This window comes from Metabacillus kandeliae (assembly GCF_021166585.1).
Taxonomy (GTDB): domain Bacteria; phylum Bacillota; class Bacilli; order Bacillales; family Bacillaceae; genus Metabacillus_B; species Metabacillus_B kandeliae.
The window spans coordinates 781,490-800,801 of sequence record NZ_JAJOZE010000001.1 but is presented as its reverse complement, the minus strand read 5'-3'; the positions used below and the strand labels follow the sequence as shown (position 1 = coordinate 800,801).

Genomic DNA, 19,312 nt, shown 5'->3' with positions numbered 1-19,312 from the left:
GAAACTTCCGAATTAGATCACCGCCTTTATTCAGCTGCTGTCAAGGTTAAAAGATCCGCATTTGTCTTCCGGTTAAATCTTTAGACAAGTTATGGAGCCTTTTCTTTAAGACAGGCTATGAATAAAAAACGACAGATATTCCATCTAAAAAGGAAAAGCGAAAATCCTCAAAGGATTTTCGCCTGCTACTTGCTCAGCTGCTGCAGATGATGAAAAAAGTCAGGGTATGAGACATTGACAGCTTCGCTTTCCAAAAGCGTCAACCCTCCTTCTGTAATGCAAGAAGCCACAGCAAGCATCATCCCGATCCGGTGATCCCCATGGCTCTTGACGCTTGCCGGGCCAGAAAGCCTGCTTTTACCGCGTATAATCATCCCGTCATCAGCCGGTTCTATATCCGCTCCAAGTTTTTTTAATTCGTTTACAACCGTGTCAATACGGTTCGTTTCTTTCACTTTTAATTCTTCTGCGTTTCTGATCACTGTTGTTCCTTCAGCCTGAGTGGCCATAAGGGCAATGATTGGAATCTCGTCAATCAGTCTTGGGATCAAATCTCCCGAAATATCAATTCCCTTAAGCGAGGAGGTTTTAATGGTCAGATCAGCCATCGGCTCTGCTTGAAGAGAGGCTTCATCGTACCGTATCTCAAGGTCAGCACCCATTGCCTGCAGAACTTCAATCATTCCTGTCCTAGTCGGATTCATGCCGACATTTTTCAGCGTGATGATGCTGTCAGGCACAATTGCTCCTGCCGCCAAAAAGAATGCCGCCGATGAGATATCGCCTGGAACATGTATTTCAATGCCTGTTAAGGACTGACCTCCTTTAATGGAAACGGCAAGTCCGTCTTCTTCAAGATCAGCACCAAAGGCTTTCAGCATTCTCTCTGTGTGATCTCTTGATTTTTCAGGCTCTGTGACTGATGTTGTTTCTCCTTTAGCCAAAAGACCTGCCAGAAGAATCGAGGATTTCACCTGGGCACTTGACATAGGCGAGTGATAGCTGATGCCTTTTAAGTCTCCTCCGCGAAGGGAAAGCGGTGTAAATTGGCCATTCGCTCTTCCTTCGATCTTCGCCCCCATTTGCCTGAGAGGCTCTGTTACGCGGGCCATAGGCCTTTTTGCAATAGATTCGTCCCCTGTAAGCACTGTGTGAAATGGCAGTCCAGCCAGTATGCCCAGAATCAGCCTTGTTGTGGTTCCAGAGTTTCCGGTGTCCAGCACCTCTTCCGGCTCCTTTAGACCATCAATGCCTTTTCCTTGAACTGTTACCTGCTCATCGCCTACTTCAATTGCCACCCCCATTTTTCTGAAACAGCTGACAGTGCTTAAGCAGTCTGCACCCATTAAAAAATTTCTGATAACTGTTTCCCCGTTTGCCAAGCTTCCGAACATAACAGCTCGGTGTGAAATGGACTTGTCTCCAGGAACAGTTATTTCACCTTTTAAAGAATCTACTTTATTTAGCTTCATTGTATCTCCTCCTGAATCAGCCGAAGAATGTTTCATATTTCGTGTATTTTTCTATGCAGCTTTGCGCTTTTTCTCTGTCTCTCTCAGTCTGGAAGCTGATTCTGAGAACGCCATAAATTTCTTCTCTTGTCTCAATGATTCTGATATTCGTAATGCTGATCGCTTCTTTTGCGAGATAGCCGGTTATTTCGGATATAACTCCCGGATAATCAGGGATATCCACATAAAGGTCATGAAAAGAAGGAATAGCCCCTTCCTTTTTAACAGGCAGTTCATCTCTGAAAGCCTTGGCTTTTTCAAAGTAGGCATAGATCGCAGAATCATTTTCCTGCTCGACAAAGGAGCGGATTCTGTTCATTTCGTTTGTCCAGTCCTCAAAAAGCTTGATCATATATTCGCGGTTCTGCAGCAGAATATCCCGCCACATTGCCGGATTGCTCGAGGCAATCCTGGTAATATCCCTAAACCCGCCTGCAGCAAGAGGCTTTATGAGCGGAAAGTCGCTTTCATAGTATTCAGCCTGGTGTACAAGGCTTGCCGCCACAATATGAGGAAAGTGGCTGATCACACCGGTTATCCTGTCATGCTCTTCAGGCTTCATCTCAACAAATTGCGCTTTTGTGCCTTGAAGAAGCTGCTTCAATTCTTCTATTTGTTCTTTCAGGCTATCCCTTTCAGGGGTCAGGATATAATAGGCGTTCTCGAAAAGGTGCGATTTAGCTGCCGTCACACCTGATTTATGACTGCCTGCCATTGGATGCCCCCCGATAAAAATCATTCCGTCCGGCAGGGTTTCTCTTGCAAATTCTGTTATCTTTCTTTTCGTGCTTCCGACATCTGTAATGATGGCATTCTTTTTGAGATTCAGAAGAGAAAGATTTTCAATAAGCTTCAGTGACTGCTGGACAGGCGCTGCCAAAAAAATGACGTCTGCTGAAAGAGCGCCTTCTTCAAAGCTTCCTGCCTTGCTGTCGATCACGCCAAGTTTTTCAGCTGCGTCGAGCTGACTTTCCTGGATATCAAAGCCGATCACTTCAATTTCTTTATGTACTTTCTTAATGGCAAGGGCAATGGATCCGCCAATAAGCCCCAGCCCTGCTATAAAAACTTTTTTCATCATTTATTCACCCTGCTATTATAGTGTAAGCATCATCCTTCTGCATAAAAAAAGTGAAAGAGGTGAATCTATTTCACCCCATAAAGATAAAGTTTAAAGAATTTTTTTCAGCTCGGTGATGATGCCATTATTCTGCTCTTTGCTGCCGACAGTAATTCTGAGGCATGAAGGAAATCCAAGCGCTGCTCCTGAGCGGACAATATAGCCTTTTTCCAGCAGTTTTTGGAACAGTTCATTACCATCTCTGTTAAAATCGATCAGGATAAAGTTGCCTTGCGAAGGGAAAAACGATAAATTCATTTCTTCACAAAAACGGTAATATTGCGACAGCCCTTCAGTATTTTGCTCTCTGCAGCGGCGGATAAACTCCTGGTCTTCAAGTGCAGCAAGCGCCGCCGTCTGTGCGAGACGGCTCGTATTGAAAGGCTCTCTCGCAGGTTCCATTCCCTGAATGAGAGTCTCGGATCCGATGCCATAGCCGATTCGAAGCGCTGCAAGACCGTAGGCTTTTGAAAAAGTCCGCAAAATAACAAGATTTGGGTATTGATCAAGCAGTTTGACCGTCTCAGGGTAGTCGTCAGCTGTCACATACTCTCTGTATGCTTCATCTGAAACTACGAGAACATGCTCAGGCACTCTGTCCATAAAATGAATAAAAGACTCTTCATTAATATATCTTCCCGTCGGATTATCAGGGCTGCACAGCCATACTACTTTGGTCCGTGCGTCAATGCTTGACAGCATTTTTTCTAAATCATGTTCTCCGTTTATTACTGGAATCTCCCTTATTTCCGCTCCTTCAATAACAGCGTTGTGGCGGTATTGAGGGAATGTGGGCACAGCCATAATGGTATTAGAGTCCTGATCGAGGAAAGCCCTGCAAATGATCTGTACCACTTCATCTGAGCCGTTTCCAAAAATCAGCTGCTTTTCCTGTATGCCAAGCATGACAGAAAGTTTCTCTCTCAGAACTGCACTGTAGCCGTCAGGATACAGAACAAGCTGTTTTAGTTCTTCTTCAAGTGCCGGAACAACCTTTTCAGAACAGCCGTAAGGATTTTCATTCGACGCGAGCTTGACTACTTTGTCAAGGCCGTATTCTTTTTTAACTTCCTCAATCGGTTTGCCAGGCTGATAAGGTTTCAGACTGCGCAGCTGTGATTTGATTTCCATAACTTAAGTCCCCTTTTCATTTAGGCGGAAGTGACAAATGTTCTGGCGTATTCTCTCAGCTCTTTCACAGCGTCCTTTCGAAGCTCTTTATCCAGAAGCCTGTCTTCAAGAGCTTCTATTTTTCTGATCAAAGCGCTGCCGACTACCACACCGTCACATACCTCGTTCATTTTCTGTGCCTGCTCTCCTGAAGAAATGCCAAAGCCGACAGCAACCGGAATTGGAGCTATTGATTTGACTTCTTCAATGAAGGAATAGATGCTTTCATTAAATTCCTTCCGCTCCCCTGTAACCCCAAGCGAGGAAACACAATAAAGGAATCCTTCCGATCCAGCCGCAATTTTTTCTAGCCTCTGTGAAGAGGTCGGAGCAGCCATGGAAATGAAAGTAATGCCCGCATCTCTGCATTTCATCCTCAGGTCTCCGTTTTCTTCAAAAGGCAGGTCAGGAATAAGCAGGCCATTTACGTCATTTTTGCGCATTAAAGCGAAAAAGCGTTCTTCTCCCAATTGTAACACAGGATTAAAATACGTAAAGAGAATAATCGGGATTTTAAGGCCTTTCTCCCGCATTTCGGGGACAAGCTCCATCGCTTTGACTATGTTCATTCCCTGCTTAAGCGCCCGCTTGGAAGCACTTTGAATAACAGGTCCGTCAGCGAGCGGGTCTGAATATGGAATGCCGAGCTCAATGGCGGAAGCACCTGCCTCCTGAAGGGCAAATGCCAAATCAATCGTCGCTTCAGCACAAGGGTCTCCTGCTGTTATAAATGGAATAAACAGCTTTTTGCCCTGCTCAGTGATCTCCGTGTAATGATTGGTCATTGTCCTCTCCTCCTTTACTATTCTCCATCAATGTATGAACATCCTTGTCACCTCTTCCAGATAAACAGACGAGAATACTTTCTTCTTTGTTCATCTGTTTTGCTGCCTGGAATGCTTTTGCAAGCGCATGAGCAGACTCAATGGCGGCAAGCAGCCCCTCTTCCTTTGCGAGTGTTTTTAAAGCATCCAGTGCCTCGCTGTCTGTGCAGTGGACGTATTTTACCCGCTTTGATGCAGCCAAATAAGCATGCTCAGGTCCTACTCCAGGGTAATCAAGTCCTGCAGAGATGGAATACGGCTCTACAATCTGCCCGAATTCATCCTGTATTAAATAGGTCAGGGAGCCATGAATCACACCGTTTGTTCCTTTAGTGATCGTTGCCGCATGAAGCCCTGAATCTATCCCTTTTCCTGCTGCTTCAACACCGACAAGCTTCACATCTTCCTCTTCAAGGAAACCATGAAACATGCCGATCGCATTGGATCCTCCTCCAACACAGGCATAAACGTGATCAGGCAATTTTCCTTCCTTCTCCAAAAACTGCTTTTTCGATTCATTGCCGATTATTTTTTGAAATTCTCTTACAATTAAAGGATAGGGGTGCGGACCGACAACTGATCCAATCATGTAAAAATGATCCTCGCAATGCTGCACCCAATAGCGGATCGCTTCATTTGTCGCATCCTTCAGCGTGCCGTTCCCGCTTGAGACAGAAATGACTTCTGCTCCCAAAAGCTCCATCCGAAACACATTGAGAGCCTGGCGCCTTACATCTTCTTCACCCATGAACACCTTGCATTCCAGACCGAATTTCGCTGCAACGGTCGCTGCCGCCACACCGTGCTGGCCTGCACCGGTTTCAGCGATTATTTTCTTTTTCCCCATCCTGACAGCAAGCAGCGCCTGTCCGATCGCATTGTTAATTTTATGGGCACCAGTATGATTCAAATCTTCTCTTTTTACATAGAGTTTTGCTCCGCCAAGCCTTTTTGTCATATTACTAAGCTCAGTCAAAGCAGTCGGTCTGCCGGAATAGTTTTTTAACAGAGAATGATATTCTTCCAGAAAAACAGGATCATTTCTGTATTTTTCAAAAGCTGATTCAAGTTCTTCAAGCGGCTGCATAAGCGTCTCCGGAACAAATTTCCCGCCGTAATCTCCGAATCTTCCATTTTTATCAGGCAGTATTTTCATGCTTTCTCACCTTCTCTTCCAGCTGTTTTATTTTTTCGAGTGATTTCTTCCCATTCTCTTCAATTCCGCTTGCCAGGTCTATTCCTTCCGGCTTGTATTCCATGAGCCTTTCAATATTCAGATAGGATATGCCGCCTGCAATGAAACAAAGCTTACCGTATTTCTTTGCTTCCTGGACAATTGCCGGCACAAGGTTCCAGTCAAAGGTTTTTCCTGTCCCGCCGTAAGCGTCTTTCGTGCGGCTGTCAGCCACAAAGCCGTCACAGACGCTCTGATAGCGCGCCATTTCTTCCAGCACACTGCTTCCTCCTGAAACAGCTTTCCAAACGTCAATTCCAGCTGTTTTTTTTATCTGAGCGAGAAACGCCGGATCTTCATCCCCATGAAACTGAATGACAGAAAGAGGAAGAGTTTCCGCAATCGATAATATTTCCTCCTCACCAGGATTAACCGTTACAGCAGCAAGTTTTTTTCCGTTCAGCCCTGTTTCGCTGATCCACTCTGTCGCCTCTTTTGGGTCTATTCTCCGTTTGCTTTCGGCAAAAATCATTCCGATATAATCTGCCTGTGAAGCAGAAGCAGCCCTTAAGTCTTCAAGCGATGAAATGCCGCAGTATTTAATGAGAGGCCTGTTCATTGGCATTTTCTCCAAAAAGATTCAAAATCGCTTCTCTTTGATCACTTTGTCTCATCAGCGATTCTCCAACCAGAACAGCTTTTGCCCCATATTTCTCCACCTGCAGCAGGTCCTCATTCGTATGAATGCCGCTTTCGCTGACAATGATGGAGCCTTCAGGCATCAGATCTGCCGAATAGGAAAGCTGGGAAAGATCTGTCTTAAAGGTAGCCAGATTCCGGTTATTTACTCCGATGACAGCAGGAGTGAATACATTTAGAATTTTCTCAAGCACGTTAGCGGAATGAACTTCTACGAGTGCCTCCATTCCTTCTTCCTTTGCCTCAAGATAAAGCTCATGCAGCCTTTTTGCTTCCAGTGCCTCTCCGATGAGGAGAATAGCATCAGCCCCGATCCTCTTTGATTCTCTTACCTGGATGCTTGAAATAATAAAATCTTTTCGCATCACTGGAATTCTGGTATTTCTCTTCACTTCTGACAGAAAATCGCGCTTTCCCTGGAAAAACCTTTCGTCTGTTAAAACAGAAATGCAGTCAGCGCCTCCTGCTTCATATTGGGAAGCAATGGACACAGGGTGAAAATCTTCTTTGATCAGCCCTTTGGAAGGTGATGCTTTCTTTACTTCAGCAATGAGCCCAAGTCTCCTGTTCGGCCGCTTTAGGGCATTTTCAAATGATAGGACTGGAAGATCTGCATCCTCCGGCAAAACCAATTTTGCTACCTCTTCTTTCTTGTAATCCAGAATTTTATCAAGCATACTTTTCCTCCTTATTGCCGCTCATTTTTTCCAAATGCCTGAGAGCTGTGCCATTTTTCAGCGCCTGCAGGGCTTCATGCACTCCCTCGCGGATGCTTCCGGCCAGTCCTGCCGTATAAAGGCCGGCTCCTGCATTCAAGGCAATAATGGCGCTTGCACTTCCTCTTTCATCACCTGAAAAGGCACGGTGAATCAAGGCTGCACTTTCTGCCGGATTGGAAACTTTTATCTCTTTCAAGCTGCCTCTTTTCAGGCCCATTTCTTCCGGCGTTACCTCATAACAGAGGATTTCTCCGTTTTTGATTTCAAATACGTCGGTCGGAGCAGAAATGCTGCATTCATCCAAGCCGTCTCTTCCAGATGCCAGAAGGGCTCTCTTTGTACCCAGCTTCAGCATGGCTTCTGCCATCAATTTAGCATAATGAGGAGAGAAGACTCCGACCATCTGCTTTTTGGCTCCCGCTGGATTGGCCAAAGGACCAAGCAGGTTAAACACCGTCCTGAAACCAATGTCTTTCCTCGGCTCTACTGCATGCTTCATGGACGCATGGTAAAGCGGTGCGAAAAGAAACGCCATATTTTTCTCTTCAAGTGCATTGACTGCTTCTTCCGGCGAGCTTTGAGGTGTTACACCAAGTCTGTCCAGCACATCTGCACTGCCGCTTTTCGAAGAAAAAGCCCTGTTTCCATGCTTTGCTACTTTCGCTCCGAGAGAAGCCATTACAATGGCAGATGCAGTGGAAATATTAAAGGTGGAAGCGCCGTCTCCCCCTGTGCCGCAAGTATCGATCACATCTTCACGATAGTGAAAGGAAATCATTTTGCTTCTCATCGCCCTTGTAAAGCCAATAATTTCTTCAGCTGTTTCTCCCCTGAGCCTCATGATGGATAGAAGGCTTGCAATCTGGCTTGGCGTTGCTTCGCCATTCATCAGTCCCAGCATGATTTGGCACGCTTCATCTTCGCTGAATGTATGTCCTTCAATAGCCTGCTTGAGAATGGATTTCATGGGAGTCCTCCTCTCTGAAATAGGCTTCCGCCAGTTCAATGGCCTTCAGCAGTGCGCTCGCTTTATTCTGTGTTTCTTCATATTCAAGCTCTGGCACGGAATCTGCCACAATTCCCGCTCCAGCTTGAACGTAAGCTTTGCCGTCCTTAATTGCTGCAGTTCTGATGGTGATGCAGGAATCAATATTTCCGTCAAAGCCGATATAGGCTACACAGCCTGCATATTGCCCTCTCGGTTCATTTTCAAGCTCCTTCAGAATTTCCATAGCCCGGATTTTCGGTGCTCCTGATACAGTACCAGCCGGGAAAGCAGCCATCAGCGCTTCTGCTGGGTGTGTTCCCTTTTTCAGCCTGCCTGTTACCTTTGAGAGAAGATGCATCACATGTGAGAAAAAGACAGGTTCCATAAAATGATCTGTTTTAACAGAGTGATATTCAGCAGCCTTGCCGATGTCGTTTCTCGCGAGATCAACAAGCATTAAATGCTCTGCGCGTTCTTTTTCATCATGCAGGAGCTCACGGCAAAGGCGGTCATCTTCTTCTTTCGTCTCCCCTCTTTTTCTTGTTCCTGCTATCGGATGAATTTCAAGATGGCCGTCTGCTGCATGAATCAGCCTCTCAGGAGAACTGCCGACAAGTTCGCCATCGCCTGTTTTCAAATAAAACAAATAAGGCGAAGGATTCACATTCCTTAAAATCCGGTATAAATCAAAGCCGCTGATGCTGATTGGGACGCTGAATTTCTGAGACAGCACTCCCTGAAAAATATCTCCCGCATGAATGTATTCCTGAATTTTTTCAACGATCTTTGTAAATTCCTGTTTCGTGTAGTTAGAATCAACAGCACTGAAATCAGCCGCCGCCCTTTCAATCGGAGGAAGAAAAATGCTGTCTGCCTGGTTTTCATTTTTTAACTGCTGAAGATAGCCGTCCAATTTATTCTCTGCTTCGTCATACTTTTGCCGAAGAGCTTTCTCTTCTTTTGCTCCTTCCAGACTGATATAGGAGATAAAAGACAGTTCTTTTTCAATATGATCGTAGGCCGCAATGGTTTCGCAAATGACAAGCTCGCATTTCGAGCTATGAGCCTCTGATTCCCGGTGCAATGGAAGCTGCTCAAAAAGAGAAACGGCATCATAGGAAATGTATCCGACTGCTCCTCCTGTAAAAGGGAGCGGCAAATCCGGAACAGCTGCTTTCAGCCTCTCCTCTGAAAAGCGGAAAATATCCGGAAAACAATCTGTCCGGTGCAGCTCCTTCCCTTTACGGTCCTTCATTATAAAAGCGTCTTTTTCTTCCTTGATCGTGTAAATGGGATTCAGCCCGATAAATGAATACCGCGACCAGCTTGAGCTCTCATCATGGCTTTCGAGCAAATAAACAGCATCCTTTTTGAGTGCCTGAAAAAGCCTGATCGGTGTAAATGTATCGATTTTGTAGCATTTTGTAATGGGTATAGTTTGATAGGTTTTGGATTTTTCCAAAAATGATGCAAATGAAGAAGGCATAATAAGGTTCACTCCCGAAATGAAAATTTGGGAGAATGAAGAAAAGGAGGTTAAGTTTTCGGATGTGACCAAAACGGAAAGGGCAAAATCCGTTCTATTAAAAAACCCAAAAACAGGGAAGCTTCCATGAGCTTCTCTATTTTTGGGTAGTCAAAATCCGCGCATACAAGAAAGTATCCGCACCTCTGCTCTGCTCATTCTCTGCTACCCTGAACTCTCTCAACTCATCTAAACTGTACTGGACTTTCTTTTAACTTGTTATCCATGTTAGTACGGAGGATTTTTTTTGTCAACCGAAATCATCTACTTTTACATGAGGAATCTTTACCTGCAAGATCCGGTCTGAGCGATACAGCCCTGTTGTGATAAATGTGCCTGACTTCCTCCTGTTTTAAACGGGTTTCTGCCGTCACCATAATCCGAATACATTTTTCCAAACTGCCCGGCACATCAATTTCCTGCATGCACATGACGGGAACTTTGTCCCAGCCCTTCAGCCTCCGCATGGCTTTTGCAGGAAAAACAGATGTCAGGTCCTTTGTCATGGAAATATACACATTAACAACCTGCTCCGGCTCTATTTGATTTTTATCGGCTATTTCCCGGAAGAGAGCTTCTGCAGCATCAAGGATTTCCTCCTGAACATCTCTCTCAACGGTAGTAGCACCGCGAATTCCCCTATTCACAGCTGTCCCTCCAATCGCCATTCATTTAAGAGCTTCTCTAGTTCTCTTCTCTTAAAGGGATGCTTTACTGGTGAGCCTATGCCTGAAAGCAGAATCATATGAATAGAGCCTGATTCTGCCTTTTTATCCTTTTCCATGGCATCCAAGAGGTCCCCTGAAGCGAAGTTCTCAGGGATTGTGACAGGATATCCCATCCTTTTAAACCATGAAACAATCTTTTTTGCACCCAGCTGCTTTGCAAGTGTTCTTTCGCTCAGCCAAAGCGCAAAGGCCATGCCGCAAGCAACCGCATCTCCATGTGTATAAAAACCATAACCGGCAATTTTTTCAAGCGCATGCCCGAGAGTATGCCCGAAATTCAAAAAGCTCCGAATGCCTTGTTCTTTCTCATCCTCTGATACAATAGCTGCCTTGATGCTAATTCCTTTTTCAATCAGTTCTTCGAGCATATCCGGTGAAATCTCTTCCGGTGAGCTGACATTGTCCAGCAAGCTGTAAAGCATCTCTTCATCTTTAATAAGAGCGTGCTTGATGACTTCAGATAGGCCGGAACGCAGCTCTTTCTGCGGAAGCGTTTCTAAAAAGTCTGTGTCAAACAGCACTGCTTCAGGCTGATAAAAGGCACCAATCATATTTTTGCCCTCAGGATGATTAATAGCCGTTTTCCCTCCCACCGCACTGTCGTGGGCCAGCAGTGTCGTTGGAATTTGAATGAACGGAATCCCTCTCATATAGGTTGCAGCGCAAAAGCCTGCCAAGTCGCCGACGACTCCTCCCCCTGCTGCAAGGATCAAGGATTTTCTGTCCAGCTTTTCTTTCAAGGCATAGGATTGGACATTAAAAAACGATTCGAACGATTTTGCTTGCTCGCCGCTTTCAGCAGTATATTGACACCAGGGTGCCGCTGTGTCCAGAACGGCTTTTATTTTTTCCCCATGAAGCCTTTCAACCTCTGTATCTGTAACAAGCAGAATTTTAGAAGGAGAGAGTCCGGTCTCAGCCAGCACATCAGGAAGCTTTGCAAAAATCCCCGCACCAATGTGGACAGGGTATGAATGAGAAGCTGTTCTAACCTGAATGCTTCTCATCAGAACTCCCTCGCATGTTCTCTCATTTTACGGACATTTTCCTGAATCAGACCAATTCGATCTGCACCAAATTGTTCTGTTATGGCTTTAGCAGCTTCCCATGCAATAACAGCCTCAGCGACTACGCTTGCCGCAGGAACTGCACAGCTGTCAGATCGCTCAATGCTTGCCGAGAATGGCTCCTTCGTTTCCACATCTACGCTCATCAGCGGCTTATACAGTGTCGGAATCGGCTTCATAACACCTCTGACAACAATCGGCATGCCTGTAGTCATACCGCCTTCAAAGCCGCCGAGGCGGTTTGTTTTCCGGTAGTAGCCTTTTTCTTGATCCCATGCTATCTCATCATGAACCTGGCTGCCCGGCCTGCTGGCAGCTTCAAAGCCAATTCCGAACTCCACTCCTTTAAAGGCGTTGATGCTCAGCATCGCAGCAGCCATTTTGGCATCAAGCTTGCGGTCATAATGTACATAACTGCCAACCCCAGGAGGCATTCCTTCGACAATCACTTCAACAATTCCGCCGATTGAATCTCCCTGCTCTTTGGCATCATCAATCGCCTTCATCATTTTCACTGCTGCTTCTTCGTCTGCGCAGCGGACAGGCGAGTCCTCTGTTAACTTCTGCAGTTCTCTTGCGGATGAATATGACGGAGATGCTTTTACGCCGCCTATCTCAAGAACATGAGCCGTTACCGTGATCCCGCATTCAGCCAGGATTTTTCTTGCCACAGCTCCGACCGCCACCCTGACAGTCGTTTCTCTCGCAGATGATCTTTCCAGGACATTTCTCATATCTCTATGGCCATATTTAATAGCACCGTTTAGATCAGCGTGTCCAGGACGGGGCCTTGTGATCTGCCGCTTCATTTCTTTTTCTTCCTGTTCTGTTACCGGCTCAGCTCCCATAATCTTTGTCCAATGAGTCCAATCCTTGTTTTCAACAGACAACGTAACGGGCGACCCGAGTGTATAGCCGTGGCGCACGCCGCTCAGAAGATTGACGCGGTCTTTTTCAATCTGCATGCGTCTTCCTCTGCCATAGCCTTTTTGCCTTCTGGCAAGATCTTCATTAATATCAGAATCAAGCAAGGGGAGCCCAGCTGGAACTCCTTCTATAATTGCTGTCAGCACAGGGCCGTGGGATTCACCCGCTGTTAAATATCTCATCGCACTTTCTCCCTTCATCGCATTAACGCTTTTATGTATAAACAAACTTTTATGTAATACTATAACATAGATGGCTATTAAAATGTAGGGCGAATGATTATCTTTTTTGATGTGAAATAAGAACACAGTTTTGTCCGGGTTTACATAACATTATTATAAAATGAAAGCTATTGTTATAGTCATTTTATAATCCTGCTCTCTTCATTCATTCCGGTTAAAATCAGAAAAAGTTAGTTTTTTAACGATAAAACTAACTTTCCCCCTCTGCCAATACAGAAAAAAATGAAGCCGGCTTTTCATTTACTGTCCAAAACACAGCCACTAATGGCGAAAACCCTGAGTTTACTGGCCGTTTTATGTCTTTTACTGTTCAAACCGCTTTTGAGCTGCTACATCATTTTCCGGTAAAAAAACGTGTCAGCCGGCTCCAAACCATACTTTTCAGGATGAAAAATCTGTTCTGTGCTGCCGACAAAAAGAATACCGCCCGGTTTTAATGCATCACTGAACTTTTTATACAGCGACTCTTTTGCCTGTTCGGTAAAATAAATAAGCACGTTGCGGCACACAATTAAATCAAAATCTTTTTCAAAAGCATCTGACAGGAGATTTTGCTTTCGAAACAGCACTTGATTCTTAATACTATCCTTTACTTCGTAAAGCTCTTCCTTTTTAATAAAATGACGGTTAATCATTTCTTTAGGTGCTTCCGCCAGAGACCGCTCTGAATACAAGCCAAGCTTAGCCCTCGCGATCGCATTTTCATCAAGATCTGTTGCCAGAAGCTTGTACGATCCTGCAGGAAAATGGCTGCTGAGAATCATTGCCATTGTGTAAGGCTCCTCCCCTGTCGAGCATGCCGCACTCCACGCCTTAAAGCTCCGGCCCCGAAGCAGCTCTGGAAGAATTTCTGATTCAAAAATGTCCCACCTTTTCTTATTGCGGAAAAACTCTGAAACATTAATGGTCATTCTATCGAGAAATTCCGCAAGCAGCTGTCCGTCCTTTAGTAAAGCCTCCTGGTAAGATGAAAATCCATCATAACCCCTCTTTTGAAGCAGAGAGGCGAGCCTTCTCTTCATTTGCGCTTCTTTATAAAGAGACAAGTCGATGCCTGTCTTTTTTTTGATATTTTTTACAAACAGCGAATAATCATCCATAGACATTTCTCCCAGTACCGATAAAGTTTAACATTTTCAGTATATCTCATACTCCTGCCACTGTCTTTATTGGATTGCCGCGGGCAGCGGAGAACCCTCTTCTTTAGCTATGCCTTCTTCACTTAAAACAAAAATAAAAACCAGCCGGATGGCTGGTCTGCATTTTAGTAAATCCACTTGCTGATATGCTGTTCGTATGATGATAATTCATTTTCCTGGAAGAATAGACCGATCTCTCTTTCAGCGCTTTCCGGTGAATCAGAACCGTGAATGATGTTTTTTCCTACAATAATGCCATAGTCGCCTCGGATCGTTCCCGGAAGAGCTTCTTTCGGATTCGTTTTCCCCATCATTTGGCGCGTTACTTCGATCACATTTTCCCCTTCCCAAACCATAGCAAAAACAGGTCCGGATGTGATAAAGCTGACAAGCTCTCCAAAGAAAGGACGTTCTTTATGCTCGCCATAGTGCTCTTCAGCAAGCTCGCGTGAAATGGTCATCATCTTTGCTCCGACCAATTGAAAGCCCTTTCTTTCAATTCTTCCTAAAATTTCCCCGATCAGCTGACGCTGTACACCATCGGGTTTCACCATCAGAAATGTCTTTTCCATATGTATCCCACCCCGTCGATTATGTAAAGGATTTCACAACCCCGTTAAAAATCGTACCATTTAATTGCATTTATTGCAATAATGTGGCGGTCCTGTTTTATGAAAGGGCTTAGGATTTTCTTTTCCCGATATATTTAGCTATAGAACCGAGCGCTGTTCTTGCCTGGCCCTTCGGCAGTTCTTTTAAAATAGCCAATGCTTTATCAAGGTAGCGGTTGCTCACCGAGAAGGATTGCTCAATCGCTCCTGATTTTTTTATGCCTTCTATCAGAGGCTTAATACCTTCTGGATTACTATCGCTGCTGACTTTTAATACTTGTTCGCGGAGTTTGCTGTCATTCATTGCGTAAAGCACGGGGAGGGTAATATTGCCCTGCAGGAGGTCGCTGCCTACTGGCTTGCCAAGTGCTTTTTCCGTTGAAGTAAAGTCGAGGATATCATCAATAATCTGATAGGACATGCCAACATAATACCCGAACCAATACAGCTTTTTATGAAGCTGTTCATCTGCTCCTGAAGCCACAGCACCAAGCTGGCAGCTTACAGCTATCAAAAGTGCTGTTTTCCTTTTAATCCTCTTTAAATAGGTTCTCAGATTCTGATCGTATCTGTACTTGTCCTTAATCTGTTCAATCTCGCCAAGGCATACCTCTACGATGGTATTTGACAAAATTTTGTGAGCCGTGCTGCTATCAATATTGGTCATGTATTCCAGGGATCTGGCAAACAGGTAGTCTCCTGTATACATGGCAATTTTGTTATCCCACTTTGCCTTTATTGTTGGTTTTCCTCTTCTAAGCTCCGCATCATCAATCACATCATCGTGTACAAGCGAAGCCATATGTATGAGTTCAAGTGAAACAGCCACATATTTAATTCTCTGTATGTCATAGTTACCGAACATCGCTGACAGTAGAACAAATACGGGCCTGATTCTCTTCCCGCCTGCCTGAAGCAAGTGCAAACCTGCCTGGCTGATCAGGTCGTATTCAGATTGAACGATCTCTTCAAGATCTTTTTCAATCAAATCAATGTCAGCATTCAAGAATGAATACAAACTTTTAAATTTCATCGCATTCACCAACACTCTTCATTTCATTGTACTGGCTTTCTGCCCAAATGCATGGCTGCAACCCCGCCTGTAAAGGGCTTAACCTCAACATCAGCCAATCCGGCATCTTCGAACATACGGGCAAGTTTTTTGCTGTCTGGGAAATCACGTGCTGATTCCTGCAGCCAGGAATATTCCTGAAAGCTTTTAGCAAAGACTTTACCGAACAGCGGCATGATATATCTGAAATAGATGAAGTACCCCTGTTTAAAAACCGGCAATGTCGGCTGAGATGTTTCAAGGCAGACCACTTTTCCGCCTGGCTTTGCTACCCGGGTCATTTCCTTTAGCACTGTCATATAATCAGGCACATTCCGGAGACCGAAACCAATGGTGACAAAATCGAACGTGTTATCTTCAAACGGAAGCTCCATAGCATTCCCCTGAACGAGTTCGATCTCTTTATAGTCGCTGTCTGCCACCTTTTTTTGGGCCACTGAAAGCATGTTGCTGCTGAAATCAAGGCCTGCGACCCTGCCGCTGCTTCCTGCAGCTTCAGCAAGCGCGAGCGTCCAGTCGCCTGTGCCGCAGCACACATCCAGCGCCACCGCTCCGTTATGAACCTTCATTCTTTTCATTGTTTCTTTTCTCCAGGCAAGATGCTGCTTAAAGCTGATAACCGAATTCATCTTGTCATACTGGCCTGAAATTTTTTGGAACACTCCATGTACTTTTTCTTCCTTGGATTGCTGCATGATTTATAACCCTTCTTCCGCTAGCTTATGGTACGCCGGATCTTCATGGTAGCGCATGGAATGCAGCCTTGAAAGAAAGGCGGCTTTAAGAGAAGGCGAGCAAGTCAATCCTTTATCCATCAGCGAAACCGATTCCTCGAAGTAGCGGTTGCAAAATTCTTTCAGCATGCCTGCAGAAGCTTCGAAGGCAGAGAAATTCCTTTTCTTTCTGTCGGTCTTTCTCATGATGGCCGGCAAACCAAGCTCATATCGTTTTTTCTCGGCTGACATCCGTTTGTAAGCAAGGAACTTTTCAGAGAACACCTTCCACATATCAATTCCAAAATGCTCAGATACTCTTCTGAAAAGCGCAGTTTCTACTGTTGTAATACTCTCAACTGCGTCTTCTATTCCTTCTATTGAATTTTCGTACAGACGGATTTTCTGCTCATTGATCTCTCTGATGGCTGTAGCAAGCGTCCGGATCATCTTGATATCCTTCATATCGGAAAGCAGAGAATAATAAAGTCCGCTGAAGTAATCTCCAGCAAGCACTGTCAATTGGCGCTGGACAAATTCCTGCTGTTCAATATGAGGAAGAGTTGATACATCATCATGGGTATCAAGGGCAATTTGCACAAGCATTGCAGTCAGCACATAATTGCTTTTTTGCTCCTCTTTGAGAGGGACTTGATCCAATATGGCATAAAAAAGCAAAAGCTTGTCCTCATCTATTACAGGCGAAGGCAGAAACTTCGCCAAATAGGGATGAGTCAGCTTCTTTTGCAGTTGTTGTTTTAATTTTTCCAATGGTCCATAGATGTCTTGCAATGAAATCACCCTTGTTCCCGAATAGGATCCAATATCGTTGAAGCCTGTTAAACTGTTCCGTCCGAGCTTAATATACAACCATCATTATACCATACTCTGCTGAACAATTTAGCATATCATGCATGAAAGGCAGGAGACCGGCCGCTCTATTTTCTTGCTTCGCTCTCTATTTCTCCAAAGCTTGTCTGGATAACAGCCTTTCCTCTGACTTTAATAGCAGAAGTATGTTCTGTAAACTGGGCAATCATTACTTCGCCTTTGTCCAGTTTTTCTGAATGGTGAAATCTTGTATCAGACCCTCTTGTGAGACCGATAACATGCACACCGTCTTCTGCTGCTTTTATAACCACGTATTCACTTGATTCTTTTGACATTGAGTCACCTGCTTGTATTTTATTGGCTTTTAGCCATTGTAGGTTATCTTGAAAAGCTAATCATAATTTTGGTGCCGCACAGCTTATTTTTTTATTAGGGACATTACTTCAGCTCTGGCAGCTGCATCATTGGCAAAAACACCGCGTACGGCAGAAGTAACGGTTTTTGATCCTGGCTTCTTTACGCCTCTCATCGTCATGCACATATGCTCTGCCTCAATGACAACCATAACACCGTGTGGATCGAGTGAGTGAAGAAGGCTTTCGGCTATAGAAGAGGTGATTCTTTCCTGAAGCTGCGGTCTTTTGGCAACAGCTTCAACAGCCCGCGCAATTTTGCTAAGACCGGTAACTTTGCCTCCGCGGGGTATGTATGCAACGTGTGCATGGCCAAAGAAAGGCACTAAATGATGCTCACACATAGAATAAAAAGGAATTTCCTTTACCAGTACAAGCTCTTCGTGATCTTCTCCAAAAATGGTTTTAAAATGATCAGAAGGATCTTCGCCAAGACCTGAGAAAACTTCCTGATACATTTTTGCTACCCGTTTTGGCGTATCTATTAACCCTTCACGGGAAGGATCTTCCCCGATTGCTTCCAAGATGTTTTTTACTGCTTCTTCAATTTTCTGGATGTTTACTTCGTTCATTCCATAAGCCTCCTGGTAAGAGTTACATTTGATACAGATTCTAGCATATTCTGAAGGCTAAAAGCAAAAGCTCTGTGTGCCGAAGCTGCTTTTTCTGCCATGTTCTTTTCTTTGCCGAATGCAGGTCCATGCCTGAACAAGCGCCCTCTAAATCCATACACCCTGAACGCCGGCTCTTTAACCCTAGCAGACGCCGTTCCGCTTCAAAAAATGCGAAAAGAAAAGCCCCTCAAAAATAAGGGGCTCTCTGTGAAGAAATGTGTATGTAATTATACACTGAAAAAGAAAAGATTCTTTTTCACTTCTGATTATTTTCCAGCTACAGCGTCTTTAAGCGCTTTACCTGGTTTGAATGCAGGCACCTTGCTAGCAGGAATTTCGATTTCATCGCCTGTTTGCGGGTTGCGTCCTTTACGGGCTGCACGTTCGCGAACTTCGAAGTTACCGAAACCAATCAACTGAATCTTGTCTCCGCTTTTCAGTGCGTCTAAAATTGTATCGAAAACCGCATCTACAGCTTTAGTTGCATCTTTTTTGGAAAGTTCTCCAGCTTCAGCTACAGCATTAATAAGTTCTGTTTTGTTCATGCCTTTCACCTCCTCCCAAGGAGTATGAGATAACAGGGACTCTGTTACTTCCATTTCTTCACAGAAATCGCTTGTTCTATACATAAAAGCAAGCGTTTTACTGTTTTCACGCTAATATTAACGGATAACACTGCATAATTCAATCATTTTCCGTGATATTAAGCGCTTTTTTAGGGATATTTGACCAGTTGAGAGAAAATTTGCTCCTAACCTGTTAGTAGATTATCACAACAAAAAAGCCATAGCAACTATAAATGCACAGAAAAGCTTAATTTATCAGGCTTCCTGAGGTGATTTCTCCAAAAAACCGGCAGGATGTCCTCTCCGAGTCATAAGAAAGCCCGGCTGCTTGGAATCGTATGGTAACATTGCGTTCCGGACTTGTAAATATCATTCGGCCGTTTCACGGTTTTTTCGTCCCTGCTGTCGAAAAAGACATTTTTCTGATTATTGGGCAGGCTTTTTTTACTAGGGAGCTTTCTTTTTTAAATATTAAGCTATTCTTAGGAAAGTTTAAGAAGCGGCCTCTTTCCGAAGGGTGTCATGCGGATTATCAGGGGATATGTTCTTTTTGTAATTTAGAAGGATAAAGGTAGGTTAACCATAATATTATTATGAGTTATTTTATTTTTTACTGTCCAAAATGACCTCTTTATTGTCCAGTTCAGCCCTTCAACAGG

At 44.4% G+C, this 19,312-nt stretch carries 20 protein-coding genes; all 20 read right to left on the bottom strand.

What is annotated here, in order from left to right:
• Positions 1–185 precede the first annotated feature (185 nt).
• Complete coding sequence (aroA, locus tag LRR81_RS03970) at positions 186–1,472, bottom strand: 3-phosphoshikimate 1-carboxyvinyltransferase (RefSeq protein WP_231787987.1); 1,287 nt, start codon at positions 1,470–1,472, stop codon at positions 186–188.
• Between the two features lie 16 nt (positions 1,473–1,488).
• The gene (locus LRR81_RS03965; RefSeq protein WP_231787986.1) at positions 1,489–2,592 is read right to left on the bottom strand and encodes a prephenate dehydrogenase; all 1,104 of its coding nucleotides are present in this window, start codon (positions 2,590–2,592) and stop codon (positions 1,489–1,491) included.
• A gap of 90 nt (positions 2,593–2,682) precedes the next feature.
• A complete protein-coding gene (gene hisC, locus LRR81_RS03960; RefSeq protein WP_231787985.1) occupies positions 2,683–3,762 on the bottom strand; it encodes a histidinol-phosphate transaminase in 1,080 nt (359 codons plus the stop codon).
• Positions 3,763–3,782: 20 nt separating this feature from the next.
• A complete protein-coding gene (gene trpA, locus LRR81_RS03955) occupies positions 3,783–4,586 on the bottom strand; it encodes a tryptophan synthase subunit alpha (protein ID WP_231787984.1) in 804 nt (267 codons plus the stop codon).
• On the bottom strand, positions 4,558–5,781 hold the full coding sequence (trpB, locus tag LRR81_RS03950) for a tryptophan synthase subunit beta (protein WP_231787983.1): 1,224 nt from the start codon (positions 5,779–5,781) through the stop codon (positions 4,558–4,560). Before trpB ends, trpA begins: the two co-directional genes overlap by 29 nt.
• Complete coding sequence (locus LRR81_RS03945) at positions 5,765–6,418, bottom strand: phosphoribosylanthranilate isomerase (RefSeq protein ID WP_231787982.1); 654 nt, start codon at positions 6,416–6,418, stop codon at positions 5,765–5,767. Before LRR81_RS03945 ends, trpB begins: the two co-directional genes overlap by 17 nt.
• Complete coding sequence (gene trpC, locus LRR81_RS03940) at positions 6,399–7,175, bottom strand: indole-3-glycerol phosphate synthase TrpC (protein WP_231787981.1); 777 nt, start codon at positions 7,173–7,175, stop codon at positions 6,399–6,401. Before trpC ends, LRR81_RS03945 begins: the two co-directional genes overlap by 20 nt.
• Positions 7,168–8,184: an anthranilate phosphoribosyltransferase gene (gene trpD, locus LRR81_RS03935; protein ID WP_231787980.1), complete on the bottom strand. Its 1,017-nt coding sequence runs from the start codon at positions 8,182–8,184 to the stop codon at positions 7,168–7,170. Before trpD ends, trpC begins: the two co-directional genes overlap by 8 nt.
• The gene (gene trpE, locus LRR81_RS03930) at positions 8,156–9,691 is read right to left on the bottom strand and encodes an anthranilate synthase component I (protein ID WP_231787979.1); all 1,536 of its coding nucleotides are present in this window, start codon (positions 9,689–9,691) and stop codon (positions 8,156–8,158) included. Before trpE ends, trpD begins: the two co-directional genes overlap by 29 nt.
• A gap of 299 nt (positions 9,692–9,990) precedes the next feature.
• Positions 9,991–10,398, bottom strand: a complete 408-nt coding sequence (gene aroH / locus LRR81_RS03925; RefSeq protein ID WP_231787978.1) for a chorismate mutase — start codon at positions 10,396–10,398, stop codon at positions 9,991–9,993.
• On the bottom strand, positions 10,374–11,465 hold the full coding sequence (gene aroB / locus LRR81_RS03920; RefSeq protein ID WP_231787977.1) for a 3-dehydroquinate synthase: 1,092 nt from the start codon (positions 11,463–11,465) through the stop codon (positions 10,374–10,376). Before aroB ends, aroH begins: the two co-directional genes overlap by 25 nt.
• Positions 11,465–12,634: a chorismate synthase gene (aroC, locus tag LRR81_RS03915; protein WP_231787976.1), complete on the bottom strand. Its 1,170-nt coding sequence runs from the start codon at positions 12,632–12,634 to the stop codon at positions 11,465–11,467. Before aroC ends, aroB begins: the two co-directional genes overlap by 1 nt.
• Positions 12,635–13,023: 389 nt before the next feature.
• Positions 13,024–13,794 carry a CheR family methyltransferase gene (locus tag LRR81_RS03910; RefSeq protein WP_231787975.1) on the bottom strand — a complete coding sequence of 257 codons (771 nt, stop codon included), beginning with the start codon at positions 13,792–13,794 and terminating at the stop codon, positions 13,024–13,026.
• Positions 13,795–13,958: 164 nt separating this feature from the next.
• Positions 13,959–14,405 carry a nucleoside-diphosphate kinase gene (gene ndk / locus LRR81_RS03905; RefSeq protein WP_231787974.1) on the bottom strand — a complete coding sequence of 149 codons (447 nt, stop codon included), beginning with the start codon at positions 14,403–14,405 and terminating at the stop codon, positions 13,959–13,961.
• Between the two features lie 109 nt (positions 14,406–14,514).
• On the bottom strand, positions 14,515–15,477 hold the full coding sequence (gene hepT, locus LRR81_RS03900) for a heptaprenyl diphosphate synthase component II (protein WP_231787973.1): 963 nt from the start codon (positions 15,475–15,477) through the stop codon (positions 14,515–14,517).
• A 23-nt stretch (positions 15,478–15,500) separates the two neighbouring features.
• Positions 15,501–16,211 (bottom strand): demethylmenaquinone methyltransferase, encoded by a 711-nt coding sequence (locus LRR81_RS03895; RefSeq protein WP_231787972.1) that lies wholly within the window; start codon positions 16,209–16,211, stop codon positions 15,501–15,503.
• A 3-nt stretch (positions 16,212–16,214) separates the two neighbouring features.
• Positions 16,215–17,021 (bottom strand): heptaprenyl diphosphate synthase component 1, encoded by an 807-nt coding sequence (locus LRR81_RS03890; RefSeq protein ID WP_231787971.1) that lies wholly within the window; start codon positions 17,019–17,021, stop codon positions 16,215–16,217.
• Between the two features lie 146 nt (positions 17,022–17,167).
• Positions 17,168–17,395, bottom strand: a complete 228-nt coding sequence (gene mtrB, locus LRR81_RS03885; protein WP_231787970.1) for a trp RNA-binding attenuation protein MtrB — start codon at positions 17,393–17,395, stop codon at positions 17,168–17,170.
• A gap of 83 nt (positions 17,396–17,478) precedes the next feature.
• Positions 17,479–18,045 (bottom strand): GTP cyclohydrolase I FolE, encoded by a 567-nt coding sequence (gene folE, locus LRR81_RS03880; protein WP_231787969.1) that lies wholly within the window; start codon positions 18,043–18,045, stop codon positions 17,479–17,481.
• A 308-nt stretch (positions 18,046–18,353) separates the two neighbouring features.
• Complete coding sequence (gene hbs, locus LRR81_RS03875; protein WP_231787968.1) at positions 18,354–18,632, bottom strand: non-specific DNA-binding protein Hbs; 279 nt, start codon at positions 18,630–18,632, stop codon at positions 18,354–18,356.
• Positions 18,633–19,312: the final 680 nt, after the last annotated feature.

Coding starts and splice junctions, on each gene's coding strand:
- aroA (WP_231787987.1), bottom strand. CDS start 1,472: ATGAAGCTAAATAAAGTAGATTCTTTAAAAGGTGAAATAACTGTTCCT.
- LRR81_RS03965 (WP_231787986.1), bottom strand. CDS start 2,592: ATGATGAAAAAAGTTTTTATAGCAGGGCTGGGGCTTATTGGCGGATCC.
- hisC (WP_231787985.1), bottom strand. CDS start 3,762: ATGGAAATCAAATCACAGCTGCGCAGTCTGAAACCTTATCAGCCTGGC.
- trpA (WP_231787984.1), bottom strand. CDS start 4,586: ATGACCAATCATTACACGGAGATCACTGAGCAGGGCAAAAAGCTGTTT.
- trpB (WP_231787983.1), bottom strand. CDS start 5,781: ATGAAAATACTGCCTGATAAAAATGGAAGATTCGGAGATTACGGCGGG.
- LRR81_RS03945 (WP_231787982.1), bottom strand. CDS start 6,418: ATGAACAGGCCTCTCATTAAATACTGCGGCATTTCATCGCTTGAAGAC.
- trpC (WP_231787981.1), bottom strand. CDS start 7,175: ATGCTTGATAAAATTCTGGATTACAAGAAAGAAGAGGTAGCAAAATTG.
- trpD (WP_231787980.1), bottom strand. CDS start 8,184: ATGAAATCCATTCTCAAGCAGGCTATTGAAGGACATACATTCAGCGAA.
- trpE (WP_231787979.1), bottom strand. CDS start 9,691: ATGCCTTCTTCATTTGCATCATTTTTGGAAAAATCCAAAACCTATCAA.
- aroH (WP_231787978.1), bottom strand. CDS start 10,398: ATGGCGATTGGAGGGACAGCTGTGAATAGGGGAATTCGCGGTGCTACT.
- aroB (WP_231787977.1), bottom strand. CDS start 11,465: ATGAGAAGCATTCAGGTTAGAACAGCTTCTCATTCATACCCTGTCCAC.
- aroC (WP_231787976.1), bottom strand. CDS start 12,634: ATGAGATATTTAACAGCGGGTGAATCCCACGGCCCTGTGCTGACAGCA.
- LRR81_RS03910 (WP_231787975.1), bottom strand. CDS start 13,794: ATGGATGATTATTCGCTGTTTGTAAAAAATATCAAAAAAAAGACAGGC.
- ndk (WP_231787974.1), bottom strand. CDS start 14,405: ATGGAAAAGACATTTCTGATGGTGAAACCCGATGGTGTACAGCGTCAG.
- hepT (WP_231787973.1), bottom strand. CDS start 15,477: ATGAAATTTAAAAGTTTGTATTCATTCTTGAATGCTGACATTGATTTG.
- LRR81_RS03895 (WP_231787972.1), bottom strand. CDS start 16,211: ATGCAGCAATCCAAGGAAGAAAAAGTACATGGAGTGTTCCAAAAAATT.
- mtrB (WP_231787970.1), bottom strand. CDS start 17,395: ATGTCAAAAGAATCAAGTGAATACGTGGTTATAAAAGCAGCAGAAGAC.
- folE (WP_231787969.1), bottom strand. CDS start 18,045: ATGAACGAAGTAAACATCCAGAAAATTGAAGAAGCAGTAAAAAACATC.
- hbs (WP_231787968.1), bottom strand. CDS start 18,632: ATGAACAAAACAGAACTTATTAATGCTGTAGCTGAAGCTGGAGAACTT.